This is a genomic window from Microcoleus sp. S13_C3 (genome assembly GCF_036700905.1).
Lineage (GTDB): Bacteria > Cyanobacteriota > Cyanobacteriia > Cyanobacteriales > Microcoleaceae > Microcoleus.
In genome coordinates this window covers 13,829-28,679 of record NZ_JAUBPT010000049.1, presented here as the reverse complement: position 1 = coordinate 28,679, position 14,851 = coordinate 13,829, and the positions used below count along the sequence as shown (strand labels likewise).

Annotated in this window: 6 protein-coding genes; 3 read left to right on the top strand and 3 right to left on the bottom strand. The window is 47.1% G+C overall.

Features of this window, described 5'->3' with window-relative positions:
- Both QUA16_RS15385 and QUA16_RS15380 read left to right on the top strand, forming a co-directional pair.
- Window positions 1–239: hypothetical protein (locus tag QUA16_RS15385; protein ID WP_333181208.1), on the top strand; the 239-nt coding region annotated here is incomplete at its 5' end.
- Window positions 240–321: 82 nt separating this feature from the next.
- A complete protein-coding gene (locus QUA16_RS15380; RefSeq protein WP_333106456.1) occupies window positions 322–4,563 on the top strand; it encodes an FG-GAP-like repeat-containing protein in 4,242 nt (1,413 codons plus the stop codon).
- A 17-nt stretch (window positions 4,564–4,580) separates the two neighbouring features.
- On the opposite strand, the gene QUA16_RS15375 is transcribed toward QUA16_RS15380, so the two are convergent.
- On the bottom strand, window positions 4,581–4,748 hold the full coding sequence (locus QUA16_RS15375) for a DprA-like winged helix domain-containing protein (RefSeq protein WP_333106459.1): 168 nt from the start codon (window positions 4,746–4,748) through the stop codon (window positions 4,581–4,583).
- Between the two features lie 366 nt (window positions 4,749–5,114).
- Between QUA16_RS15375 and QUA16_RS15370 the strand changes: the two genes are divergently transcribed.
- Window positions 5,115–12,521 (top strand): DUF4347 domain-containing protein, encoded by a 7,407-nt coding sequence (locus QUA16_RS15370; RefSeq protein WP_333106455.1) that lies wholly within the window; start codon window positions 5,115–5,117, stop codon window positions 12,519–12,521.
- A 197-nt stretch (window positions 12,522–12,718) separates the two neighbouring features.
- Here QUA16_RS15370 and dprA read toward each other — a convergent pair whose 3' ends face one another.
- The gene (gene dprA / locus QUA16_RS15365; protein ID WP_333106454.1) at window positions 12,719–13,870 is read right to left on the bottom strand and encodes a DNA-processing protein DprA; all 1,152 of its coding nucleotides are present in this window, start codon (window positions 13,868–13,870) and stop codon (window positions 12,719–12,721) included.
- 264 nt (window positions 13,871–14,134) lie between these two features.
- Window positions 14,135–14,788: a YdcF family protein gene (locus QUA16_RS15360; protein ID WP_333106452.1), complete on the bottom strand. Its 654-nt coding sequence runs from the start codon at window positions 14,786–14,788 to the stop codon at window positions 14,135–14,137.
- Window positions 14,789–14,851 lie beyond the last annotated feature (63 nt).

Sequence of the window (14,851 nt, the reverse complement as noted above, 5' to 3'; positions counted from 1 at the left end):
ACACCGACGACAACGCCAACACCGACGACAACGCCAACACCGACGACAACGCCAACACCGACGACAACGCCAACACCAACGCCAACGCCAACACCGACGCCAACGCCAACACCGACGACAACGCCAACACCAACGCCAACGCCAACACCGACGACAACGCCGACACCGACGACAACGCCGACACCGACGACAACGCCGACACCGACGACAATACTTGGAAGCCCTGGCATTGTTATTAGTCCGGCATCGGGATTAGTAACTACAGAAGCAGGTGGCACAGACACTTTCACTATCAAACTCACCAGGCCGCCTACTGCTGATGTGAAAATTGATCTGCGTAGCAACAATGAGGCAGAGGGAGTAATTTCAACGGACTCGATTACCTTCAATTCTGTTAATTGGAATCAGTGGCAGCCGATTACGATAACTGGTGTGGACGATCGAGTATTTGACGGCGATAAGACTTATCAGATTGTGACTGCCCCTGCTGTGAGTGCGGATAGTGGCTACAACGGCCTCGACGCATGGGATGCCACTGTTGTTAACAGGGGTAACACCATACCGCCTTTGGATTCTGACACTGCTGCTAACCCAGGTATCACCGTCTCCCCCACCAACGGATTAATCACCACTAAAACAGGTGGCAAAGCCAAATTTACCCTCGCACTTAATAGCAAGCCGACGGCTCCTGTTACGATCGGTTTGAACGTTTCTCCTCAGAATCCAACAGAAGGTAGTCTCTCCACTCCAGGAGTTATCTTTACACCTGACAACTGGAATATACCCCAGGAGGTAACGGTAAAAGGAGAGGGTAGTACTTTGTCTATTGCTGCTAACCGACCTTACACGATCATTACCACCCCTGCGATCAGCACTGACAGCAAATACTCAGGCCTTGATGCCTCTGATGTCAGTCTCACCAATATGTTCGTTGATGCCGGCTATCCCTACAATCAATATCCTAAGATTGTCGTTGAACCAACAAACGGGTTGATTACAACAGAAGCAGGCGACACTGCTAATTTCAGTGTTGTGTTGACTCAGCAACCTATGGCGGATGTTGTCATCCCAGTCAGCAGTGACAACACGACAGAAGGAACTGTTTCTGTATCAACGCTGAAGTTCACTCCTGATAATTGGGATACAGCTCAGACTGTCACAATCAAGGGGGTTAACGATAATCAATCTGATGGCGATCGCCCCTACAAAATTATCCTCGGTCAGGCTACCAGCAACGATGGTCCTGCGATCTACAACCCTTTTGGAACTCCCGGATACTCAGGTATCGATCCTCAAGATGTCAGCGTGACTAACCTCGAACGCAATTACACTTTCACCAAAATCAATACGGAAATCTCGAATTATTTCAACGGGGGAGCAATTAGCCCTTGGGGAGACTACAACGGTGATGGGAAACTGGATTTTATGGCGTCGGGTGGTCTTCAGCTACTTCAGACAGCGAGTAACAGTTATGTGGGCACTTATACTTCGCTGTATCGGAACACGGGCACTACATTTACTGCTGAAAGTGGCAACCTAGCTTGGGATTTAGCTTCTGCCGCATCTTGGGGAGACTACGATAATGACGGAAATCTAAATTTTGCCTTACAAACAGTACCATCATTCTTACAACAATCGAGCAACAATCCGCTAAGCTTTCTCAAAATCTACGGCAACTATTCATTCAACTCGGAACAGACAAGTTCCATTGATAGTTCGCAAACATGGGTAGACTACAACAATGACGGCAAACCGGATCTGCTGAATGCCACCCAGCAAAGTATCTTCGACTCAGACACTGGATTGAGCCAGCAAAACGTCAGCGTACTTTACCGGAATAGTGGCAGCATTTTTACGCCTGACTTTAGCGCCCAACTTCCGGGCGTTACCGACGGTTCGGCTGCTTGGGGGGACTATAACAAGGATGGCAAACCCGATGTCCTGCTAACGGGCGATAGTGTTTCAGGCAAAATAGCCAAAGTGTTTCGCAATACTGGCAGCGGGTTTAGCGAAGCTTTCGCTTTGCCCGGTGTTTCTAATGGTTCTGCTGCTTGGGGAGACTATGACAATGATGGCGATTTGGATATCTTGCTAGCGGGTAATTCAGATTCTGGCAACATTACTAAAGTGTACCGGAACACAGGCAGTGGCTTTAGCGAAGACATGAATGCAGCCTTGCCCGGTGGTAGTTTTGCAGCTTGGGGAGACTACGACAACGACGGCAAATTTGATATCTTGCTCAACAGCAAAGTGTACCGCAACACTGGCAGCGGCTTTAGCGAAGATACCAGTGCTGGAGTGACTGGTGACGGTCAAGGATCTTGGGGAGACTACGACAGTGACGGCAAATTGGATATTTTGTTGGGAAATCAAGTGTACCGCAGCAATACAGCTAATGCGAACACTCCTCCCACTGCACCCACAGGGCTGTCGGCTTTACCTTCTGGTGGAAATGTCACTTTTAACTGGAACAAAGCAACTGATGCTCAAACTCCTGCTGATGGCTTAAGCTACAACCTGCGAGTTGGCACTACTCCCGGTGGCAAGGATATTCTCGCCCCGATGTCTCTCAATGACGGAACTCGCCAAGTAGTAGGGTTAGGCAATGCCAACCAAAACACCCAGTGGCAACTTAAAGACTTGTCTCCGGGGACATATTACTGGAGCGTGCAAGCCATTGATACCGCTTGGGCAGGTTCAGAGTTTGCCACAGAAGGGAGTTTTTCAGTCGCCAACAACCCGCCTGTCCTCAACTACGGCCCGACTACAACCCCGTGGCATTACCAGTACATCCAGTCGAGCAACTCATCAACCTTCGAGTACACGTTCCCAGACAATACGTTCACTGACCCCGATCCGGGCGACCAACTGACCTACACAGCAACTCTGATGGACGGCAGTCCCCTGCCAAGTTGGCTCACTTTCAACCCAGATACCCGCACACTCAGCGGCACAAGTCCTAAACTGCAGCAGTTAACAATCAAGTTAACAGCAACAGACAGGGCGGGTCTTAGTGTCAGCGACAATGACCTTACACGTCCATTTCAGGGTATGTTGCTGACATTTAGTTGCACGGGCGTAGTTATTGACGGCTACATCTCCGGCGCAACTTTGTTCCTCGATGCCAACAAAAACGGCATCCTCGACACCAACGAACCATCCACCACAACCGATTCAGGCGGTAAATTCAATCTCAACATCCCCTTCGAGACATTCGACACCAACAAAAACGGAGAAATCGACCCATCAGAAGGCAATCTAGTAGGCACAGGAGGCACTGACACCGCCACCGGATTACCCCTAGAAACACCAGTCAGCGCACCCCCAGATTCTAGTGTAGTCACCCTCCTAACCAGCTTAATCGCCGACTTAACCGACAAAGGAATTGAACCAGAAGAAGCACAATCTTTAGTCAAAGCAGCCCTTTCTCTCCCCGCCGAAGTTGACCTAACTAGCTTAGATCCAATCTTAGCGACCAACAACAATCAACCGGGCGGAGTCCAAGTCTTATCCGCAATGGTGAAAGTCCAAAACTTCATCACCCAAACAAGCGCTTTGATTGACGGTGCTTCCAGTGCAGTCAATACGGATATTGTCAAAGCCGTTGTCAGTTCAATTACGGCTCAAATTCAATCAGGTACAGTCTTAAACCTCAGCAATGCCGCAGCCTTAGAACCAATCATTCAGCAAGCAGCCGCTAAAATCCAGCAAATAGACCCCAGTTTCAACAGTCAAACAGTCAGCCAAATTACATCGCAATCCGCGACAGTAATAGCAACAGCCAATCAACGCATTGATGCGGCTGTCTCCAACCCAACAGGAACATCAATTCCTGAATCACTTGCCCGCCTCCAACAAGTAGCCTTGGGCCCAACAACTCAAGACTTCAAAGAAGTTGGTGGAGGAAATAAACCTATTTCCCAGCTAGTTGCTGACAATACTGGTACTGCTTTAGATAGCAGAATTGAAGCTGTAGTATTGCCGGCTGGGATTGCCACTCCTGTTGTCAGCGGCGATGCTGATTTGGGCAGCAATTCCCCCAATGCAATTCTCGGTACTAATGGCGACGATATCCTGACGGGCGACAGCGGGAATAATGTGTTGATGGGGATGAGGGGCAATGATTCCCTCGATGGAGTTCTGGGTAATGACACTATTTTCGGTGGCAAAGGTAGCGATACAATCCTCGGAAGTAGCGGTGATGATGTCTTATTTGGCAACCGTGGTGCTGACATTTTGAATGGCGATGATGGTAATGATATTCTTTACGGAGGTAAGGGCGATGATTTACTCAATGGCGGTTTGGGAATTGATACTTTGGTAGGAGGAATGGGATTAGATAAATTCCTACTCTCTACCAATTCCGGTACTGATACGATTACTGATTTTGAAGTCGGTAAAGACTTGTTAGTATTGGGTGGCGGGTTGAGTTTCTCGCAATTGGCGATTGCTCAAGATAGCGGTGCAACTTTAATCAGGTTTGCACAAACAGGGGAGATTTTAGCTTCTCTGGGTGGTGTTTCTGCTAGCAGCATCAGTGCCGTTAATTTCGGATTGATTTAAGAGCTATTTCCGGTTTATTACCCAGATTTCGACCTTCCGAGAACTCGTGAGCGCGAGAATAAAACAGGGGTTAAAAACCCCTGTTTTATAGAAACTAATCCCAACAATTCCAACTGCAAAAGTATACGAGAAACTGTTCCCGCTTCTAATCGAGATGCTTCCACAATTGTATTAAAAGAAATCAGCCCAGAGGCGATCGCACAGCGTCTTCCACCAATCGATCGAACTCTGGTACTAAACCTCTGAACCTCTACTCCTATATTCTCCTTCCCATACTCTGCACGGGGACTAAAATATTTCAGTATAAGGACACTTGCTATTGAAATGTTTTTGTGTTATCTCATCCACCTGGCGCTGGCTTATCCGTAATATTACTTAATAAAATTCCCCAACTTTATCAAAACTTTAAATACAAAGGTGTTTATGAAGAAAACTTTATAGATATTCTCTGAAAAAACAGTTATGGTTACTACAACCTTCAGAAAGAGTTTCGGATGCAAGTCGCGAAACAGGGAAAATATTGTCTTTTTTTAGCTATTAGTAGGTGCAATATGCCAAATTTAAATAATCAAGTTTCACCAAGTGCGATCGCCTTTATTGATTCTAAAGTAGAAAATTATCAAAGTTTGATTGCCGGAGTAAAACCGGGTACGGAAGTAGTCGTTTTGGATGGGAACCGGGATGCGATCGACCAAATTACTGAAATTTTAGCTCTTCGTACTAATATTGACAGCATTCACATAGTTTCTCACGGTGCTCCGGGCAGCTTGCAATTGGGTAATGGCTGCTTGAGTGCAGATAATGTGGAAACTTATTCCGAGAAATTGCAGCAGTGGCGGAGTGCTTTAAGTGTTGATGCGGACATTCTCATTTACGGTTGTAATGTCGCATCATCACCTCGCGCTTACCCGAAAGTCCGCCAGGGAATGAATTCCCTGTCTCAAAGCTCAAGTCGGTTGAAACCGACTGCTTACCCGAAAGTCCGCCAGGGAATGAATTCCCCGGCTCAAGGCTCAAGTCGGTTGAAACCGACTGAAAACAAACTCAATAAACAGTCCTCTTCAGAGGACTTTCGCTATGAGACAGGGAATTCATTCCCTGGCGGATCGGATGAATACGCCATAGATAATGAATACGCCATAGATGATCGACACGCCAGAGATATAGACGGTGTAGCCTTCATCCAACGAATTGCCCAACTCACAAATACCAATGTTGCGGCTTCCCAAAACCTCACCGGAAGTGTAGCCAAAGGCGGGGACTGGGAACTGGAAGTCAGAACCGGTAAAATTGAAACGCCGCTGGTATTTGAAGCCGAAGTGTTAGCGGGTTACGAGTATGTTTTGAATAGTTTTGGTGATGCGACTAATTTTGGCGCGGGGACAAATCCCAAAGGTATTAATGTATTGTTTTTCAACGCTGATCCCTTTCCAGACTTGGTAGTGACCAACCTATCAAGCGAAAACATTTCAATTTTGTTGGGAGATGGAAATGGCAATTTTGGAACAGTTACCCAATTGGCTGTAGGTTTGGATCCTGTTTTCGTCACATCAGGACTTTTTAACGCTGACAATTTCCCCGATTTGGCAGTAGCAAATAGCAGTAATAGCAGTGTGTCAATTCTGTTAGGAAATGGCACGGGCGGACTCATTAGTCCACCCAGCACCTTTAGTGTGGGTAACACTCCCTCTTCAATAGCTGTCGGGAACTTTAACAGCGACACTTTCCTCGATTTAGCAGTGGTAAACGCTAACCCTCAAGGTGCTTCTGGTAGCGTCTCAATTTTGTTGGGAAATGGTGCTGGCAGCTTTGGCGCTGCCACTAATTTCAATGTTGGTGCGATTCCGGATGCCGTTGTTGTAGGGAACTTTAACGCTGACAATTTCCCCGACTTAGCGGTTGGCAACAGCTTATCTAACAATATCTCAATTCTGTTAGGAAATGGTACGGGTGGATTTAGTGCAGCTCCTAATGTTGGGGCTGTGCCAACTCCAAATTCGATCGCCACTGGGGACTTTAACGGAGACAATTTCCTCGACTTAGCCACAGCTAACGGCGGTTCTAACAGTGTGTCAATTCTATTGGGAAATGGCACTGGTGGCTTTGGCCCGGCCACTACTGTTAACGCAGGGGCAGGGCTTAACGGCATTGTGGTGAAAGACTTTAGCGGAGATGGCAGACTTGACTTAGCAATAACCGGAACCAGCGGCGCTGCAATTTTAGTAGGCAACGGCAATGGCGGTTTTAGTGCACCCATTAACTTTGCTGCGGGCACAGATCCAACTTCCATTATTGCAGGCAACTTTAATGCTGATACTCTCCCGGATTTGGCAGTAGCGAACAATGGTTCAGGTAACGTTTCTGTGCTACTAAATACACCCAATACAGTTAATTTCGGTGTGACCACTTACAGCGGTACAGAAGGAACGACAGACACAGTAGTTAATATTCCCGTCACCATCAGCGGCGGCACTCCCTTTGCCGATGTAGTTGTACCAATTGTCATCGACTCCAGCAGCAGTGCCACCGAAAATTCCGACTACACCATTTCCCCTACCTCGATTATTTTCCCCGCCGGTGCAACAGATACCGCACTCACCAAAACTGTTGCAGTTACTATCAAACCCGACAATCTCCCTGAAAACGCCGAAACCGCAATCCTCAACTTGGGAACAATCACCGGAGGCATTGCAGGTACAACCAAACAAACCACACTAACTATTGCAGCCAACGGTACAGTTTCTTATGCCATTGCTGCCGGTACTCCCAGCATTCTTGAAGGCAATAGCGGCACAAAACCTCTGACTTTCACCGCGACTCGCAGCGGCAACACAGGCGGGGCAAGTAGCATCAATTATACGATCGCCGGCACAGCTACAAACATCAGCGATTACAACAACATCGGCGGCACTTCAGGGGCAACTACTCCTACTGGCACCATTAATTTTGCCGCCGATGAAACATCCAAAACCATTACTCTCGATGTATTAGGCGACACCCTAGTTGAACCCGACGAAACCATAGCCGTCACCCTGTCCAATCCCACAGGCCCAGGCTTAACACCGACAATTACCACTGCTACCGCTACCACAACGATTACTAATGATGACACTGCCGGTTTCACAGTTAACCCAATATCGGGATTGACTACAAGTGAAGTTGGTGGCAAGGCAGAATTTACAGTCAAACTCAACGCTCAACCTACTGCTGACGTTACCATCGGTTTGAGGAGTGATAATGTTGCAGAAGGAACAGTTTCAACTAATAGCTTAACTTTCACTCCGGCTAACTACAATCAACCGCAAACAATAACGATAAGTGGTGTTGACGATTTAGTAGCTGATGGCCCTCAACCTTACAAAATTGTCACGGCTGCTGTGAGTAGCGATGTTAATTACAATAACCTCGATCCTGATGATGTCACCGTCACCAACAGTGATAACGAAACTCCGGGAATTACGGTGAATCCGACGGCGGGATTAACTACTGGTGAAGATGGCACAAAGGCTAACTTTACTGTGGTTCTGAATACTCAGCCGACTGCTGATGTTACTATCGGTTTGAGCAGTGACAATGTTGCAGAGGGAACAGTTTCGACTAATAGTTTAACTTTCACTCCGGCTAACTGGAATACACCGCAGCCGGTGACAGTAACAGGGGTTGACGATAGCATTGTTGACGGCAATATTGACTACAAAATTGTCACGGCGGCTAGTGTTAGTACAGATCCGAATTACAGCAATAAAGATGTAGCGGATGTTAGCCTCAGCAATAAAGACGATGATACCGCTGGTATTTCTATTACTCCCAAGGCAACAACTGCTACTGAAGGCGGCGCGACGGGCAGTTATGATCTCAAATTAACATCGCAGCCGATCGCCCCTGTTACCATTAACTTTAATGCCCCAAGTGAAATAAATGCGATCGCCCCTGTTATCTTTGACAGCACTAACTGGAATGTTGCCAAAACAGTCACAGTCACGGCTACCGACGATAACAAAGCCGAAGGTACGCACAGCAGTACGATCGCTCACACTGTTACCAGTACCGACACTAAGTATAGCGGCACAACAATTCAGGATGTCAATGTAGCGATTACCGACAACGAGACAGCAGGTGTCAGCATTACACCTACGAGCACAACTGCTACAGAAGGCGGGGCGAATGGCAGTTATGAGCTCAAATTAACATCGCAGCCGATCGCCCCTGTTACTATCACTCTCACAACAGGTAATGAGATAGAGGATCTCGCCCCTGTGACTTTCACTGCGGATAATTGGAATGTCGCTAAAACCGTTACTGTGAAAGCTGTTGACGATACGGTTGTGGAAGGCGCGCACAGCGCTAATATCACTCACAGTGTGAGTGGGGGTGATGCTAAGTATAATGTGGTTGTGGTTCCAGGGGTGACAGTGGCGATTACTGATAATGACACGACACCACCACTGCCGACACCGACACCCCCACTGCCGACACCGACACCCCCACTGCCAACACCGACACCCCCACTGCCGACGCCGACACCACCACTGCCGACGCCGACACCACCACTGCCGACGCCGACACCACCACTGCCGACACCGACACCACCACTGCCGACACCAATACTTGGAAGTCCTGGCATTGTTATTAGTCCGGCATCGGGATTAGTAACTACAGAAGCAGGTGGCACAGACCAATTCACCATCAAACTCAACCGCCCACCGACTGCTGATGTGAGAATTGATTTGCGTAGCAGCAATGAGGCAGAGGGAGTAAATTCCCCGCAAACTGTTACCTTCAATTCTGCTAATTGGAATCAGTGGCAGACTATTACGATCAGGGGTGTGGACGATCGAGTATTTGACTTCGATAAGACTTATCAGATTGTGACTGCCCCTGCTGTGAGTGCGGATAGTAACTACAACGGCCTCGATGCACCGGATGCCACTGTTGTTAACAGGGGTAACACCATACCGAGATCGAACGATCTGATTGCTGGTGGTCCTGGCAACGATCAGATTCTTAGTATTCCCACGGTAAATTTTTCCCAAGCTACTTACCAAGTCAATGAAAGTCCGACAGGAATCGTTCAGAAACAAATTACCCTCACTCGCACTGGGAATCTAAACAACTTTTCCCGGGTGTACCTAGAACCTCCTACTGGTTCAGCGACTTTCGGAACAGATTGGAACTTTCCCCCCAATTTCTTTCCTGAACTCACATTTAACCCAGGCGAAAATACCAAAACTTTCACAATTGACGTTTTTCCGGATGGTCAATTTGAGGGAACAGAAGAAATTGCCTTTCGGATCACCAATCGGGATAATGCCATTATTGGCACCCAAAACACTGCTACCTTGCAAATTTTGGATGCTGAAGGGCCTCCCACGGTAAATTTTTCCCAAGCTACTTACCAAGTCAATGAAAGTCCCACAGGAATCGTTCAGAAACAAATTACCCTCACTCGCACTGGGAATCTAAACAACTTTTCCCGGGTGTACCTAGAACCTCCTACTGGTTCAGCGAGTGGGGGAAGAGATTGGAACTTTCCCCCCAATTTCTCTCCTGAACTCACCTTTAACCCAGGTGAAAATAGCAAAACTTTCACAATTGACATCTTACCGGACGGTCAACTTGAGGGAACAGAAGAAATTGCGTTTCGGATCGCCAGTCGGGATAATTCCATTATTGGCACCCAAAACACTGCCACTTTGCAAATTTTGGATGCTCAGGGGCCTCCTACAATTAATTTCTCTCCAGCTACTTACCAAGTCAATGAAAGTCGCACAGGAGGCGTTCAGAAACAAATTACCCTCACTCGCACTGGGAATCTAAACAACTTTTCCAGGGTGTACCTAGAACCTCCTACTGGTTCAGCGACTTTCGGAACAGATTGGAGCGTTGCCCCCAATTTCTCTCCTGAACTCACCTTTAACCCAGGCGAAAATACCAAAACTTTCACAATTGACGTTTTTCCGGATAGTCAAGTTGAGGGAACAGAAGAAATTGCGTTTCGGATCACCAATCGGGATAATGCAATTATTGGCACCCAAAACACTGCCACTCTGAAAATTATCGATGCTGAATCTACACTAAACAACCACCCGCCAAGGGTTAATAATCGCATCCTCAGTCAGGGTGTCCAGATTTTCCACAGCGACTTCCGTTTAACTCTTGCTCCCAATACTTTTATTGACGACGATCCAGGTGACAGCCTCAGTTACTCCTACTCAATAATTCCAGAGCCGGAACCCAACGGACCCTTCGGCCCCAACCCTCTCAATTGGCTGACCTTCGACCCCAATACCGGCACTTTCATTCCACCCAATTGGCTTAATTTCGACCCAAATACCCTGACCTTTAGCGTGGATTTGAATGCTGGCAATGTTCCCTCATCATTCTATGTGCCAATTAAGGTGACAGCAACGGACAATGCCGGTGCCACTGCTACCGACTTCTTCCACCTGTACCGCGCCAACGGCATTTCTGGCATCGCAATTGACGGTTATATCTCCGGTGCTACTGTGTTCTTAGATGCCAACAAAAACGGCATCCTCGATGCCAACGAACCATCCACCACAACTAACAGTAGCGGTGAGTTTAATCTCGATATCCCCTTCGAGACTTTCGACACCAACAAAAACGGAGAAATCGACCCATCAGAAGGCAATTTAGTTGTCACAGGAGGCACTGACACCGCCACCGGCTTACCCCTAGAAACACCACTCACCGCGCCACCAGATTCCACAGTTGTCACCCTCTTAACCAGCTTAATCGCCGACTTAATCGACAAAGGAATTGCACCAGAAGAAGCACAATCTTTAGTCAAAGCTGCCCTTTCCCTCCCCGGCGATGTTGACTTAACTAGCTTCGATCCAATAGAAGCTACCAACAACAACCAACCAGGCGGAGTCGAAGTCTTAGCCGCAATGGTGAAAGTCCAAAACTTTATCACTCAAACCAGCGCTTTGATTGACGGTGCTTCCAGTGCAGTCAATACCGATATTGTCAAAGCTGTTGTCAGTTCAATTACCAATCAAATTCAATCTGGTACAGTCTTAAACCTCAGCAACCCAGCCGCCTTAGAACCAATCATTCAGCAAGCAGCCGCGAAAATCCAGCAAATAGACCCCAGTTTCAACAGTCAACAAGTCAGCCAAATTACATCGCAAGCTGCCACAGTAATGGCAACAGCCAATCAACGCATTGATGCCGCTGTCTCTAACCCAACAGCAACATCAATTCCTGAATCACTTGCCCGCCTCCAACAAGTAGCCTTGGGCCCAACAACTCAAGACTTCAAAGCAGTTGGTACAGGAAATAAACCAATTTCCCAGCTAGTTGCTGACAACACTGGTACTGCTTTAGATAGCAGAATTGAAGCTGTAGAATTGCCGGCTGGGATTGCCACTCCTGTTGTCAGCGGCGATGCTGATTTGGGCAGCAATTCCCCGAATGCAATTCTCGGTACTAATGGCGACGATATCCTGACTGGCGACAGCGGGAATAATGTGTTGATGGGCATGAGGGGCAATGATTCCCTCAATGGAGTTCTGGGTAATGACACTATTTTCGGTGGCAAAGGTAGCGATACAATCCTGGGAAGTAGCGGTGATGATGTCTTATTTGGCAACCGTGGTGCTGACCTTTTGAATGGCGATGATGGTAATGATATTCTTTACGGAGGTAAGGGCGATGATTTGCTCAATGGCGGTTTGGGAATGGATACTTTGACGGGAGGAATGGGATTAGATAAATTCCTACTCTCTACGAATTCCGGTACTGATACGATTACTGATTTTGAAGTCGGTCAAGACTTGTTAGTATTGGGTAACGGCTTGAGTTTCTCGCAATTAGCAATTGCTCAAGATAGCGGTGCAACATTAATCCGGTTTGCACAAACAGGGGAGATTTTAGCTTCGCTGGGTGGTGTTTCTGCTAACAGTATTAGTGCTGCTAATTTCGGATTGCTTTGAGATTGAATGCGCCGGGGGAGCAATCCCTTATCCCCTGGCCATATTCACTCGGCGGTTGAAACCGCCGAATAATCTTCAATCCGCGCAGGCGGATTTTGTCTGTGTAGACGCGGTTGAAACCGCCGAATAATCTTCAATCCGCGCAGGCGGATTTTGTCTGTGTAGACGCGGTTTCAACCGCCCAGTTTTCTTTCACATCAGCACCGCTGATATCGCATTCCTGGTAACTGCGAAACTAATCCCAACAATTCCAACTGCAAAAGTATACTAGAAACCATTCCCGCTTCTAATCCCGCTGCTTCCACAATTGTATCAAAAGAAATCGGTCCAGATACGATCGCACCTAACACCTTAGCCAATTCCGGCTCCAACGGCGGCCCTTGCTTCTCAACCGTCGGATTTGGAGGAAATAGCGACAACTGCTCGGCTCTATCCAATTTTGGCATAGCTCCGAGCATTTCCAACAACCTGTCTTCGCTTAAGAGTCGATCGCGACCAGGCAGAATCGGATGAGCACCTTTACTCAGCAACTCCAAACACCCAAACGAACGCTCATCATCCAATCTTGCCGTCAAAACATACACATCCCGGCAAAAATCATTAGCTTGATAAGCAGTAATTAAAGCACCCGATTTATGCGGAGCTTCTATCACGATTGTAGCGCGACTTAAGCCAGCAATTATGCGATTCCTGCGGGGAAAATTAGTTTTATTCGGTTGAGTCCCTGCCGGATATTCACTAATTACCAATCCCTGCTGCAAGATGCGATCGCACAACCTCTCATTTTGTTTAGGATATACAATATCTACTCCCGTCCCCACTACTGCGAAAGTCCTTCCTCCCGCCTCCAAACAGCCTATATGAGCCTCTGTATCAATGCCCGCAGCCAATCCCGAAACCACAGTAAAACCGCTTCTAGCCAAAGCCGTACTAAATTTGCGAGTCCACCTTCTGCCGTATTCCGTAGGGCTGCGAGTACCAACCATTGCCACTGTCGGCGTAATTCCTTGATTCTCTTTTACATCAACTAAACCGCGATAATACAACACTGGTGGCGGATTGGGAATCTCCAATAATAAGCGGGGATAATCTGGATCTGCAGGCGTCCAAAAACAGGGATTTTTTATAAGATGTTTTTCGATAAATTCTTCAGGATTAAGTTGAGTTCGTTCTTGCAAAATAGTTTCAATTATCTGCTTACCGAACCCTTCGATTCGCATTAAATCTACTGATTTTGCCGTCCAAGCTTCTGCCAAACTATTGAAATTTTGGTGCAATCTTTGCAATAAAATCGGCCCGATACCGTTAATTTGCGACCATGCTAACCAGTAAGTGCGTTCTTCTAGCAACGAGTTACCCTCAACTTATCTGAGAATAATTTTATCATCTTCGGTTAAATTATAGTAGGGAAACGGCACTGCCGTGTCCTCTATTTCTTGGGTAGGGAAACGGCACTGCCGTGTCCTGTATTTTCACAGATAGCCTGGTACAGAAATGGCACTGCCGTGTCCTGTATTTACACGGATTTTAAACTGTTATATAAATATTTTTTTACGAACCGCGAAGGCGCGAATAACGCGAAGGGAATTAAGAGAAAGGTTGACAATTACTGGCTAGGTTTTCCAATCTACAAAACGGGCGTAAATATAAGCAATAACTTCTCCGATCACAGTGCGAAAACCTTCACTAGATTTCCACCATTCTTGTGCGTTATAATCTTGCGGTTCCGCAGCTATAATCCCCACTTTAATCTCAGGATTCAGCACTTCTTTGAAAACAATCCAACTTCTGCGGGCGTGAGGGCCAAAGGAATAAAGATTAATTGAGTTAACTTTTAAACCTGAAGTAGAAAACCAATCTCGAAGGGCGATCGCAGAAGCAGCAGTACGGTGTTTCAAAACATTCGCGGCTGGTACTGCTACTAATTTATTTTTATCAAATCCTAGCGCAATACAAGTCGCGGCAGTCAGTTCGGCATAATTTTTATATTCAGCGAGATAGTAACCTTTATTTAAAGGAATTCCTGTGGTAATTAATTGGCTGTATTCACCTTTTTTGAATTCGGCGATCGCACTTTCGATAGCATAATCCGGCAACCAGCCTTCGACAACCAATATATCTGCTTTAATCGGCGCATTTACCGCCAAAAATGGATGGATATGTGTGAGAATTAAGAGCATTGCAATTATTAACCCCATCAGAGCAATTACCCAGCCTTCCCTGGTAACTGCCCACATTTCTCGGCGGCGGATTAGACGAATTCTCATTTTAACTCGATCTAGATGTTTTCGGGTATGGAGGCAGATTCGGCTAGACTGGGGAAGAGGGAA

Excerpts from the sequence above, each read along its gene's own strand:
- QUA16_RS15360 (WP_333106452.1), bottom strand. The coding sequence starts at position 14,788 with ATGAGAATTCGTCTAATCCGCCGCCGAGAAATGTGGGCAGTTACCAGG.
- QUA16_RS15370 (WP_333106455.1), top strand. The coding sequence starts at position 5,115 with ATGCCAAATTTAAATAATCAAGTTTCACCAAGTGCGATCGCCTTTATT.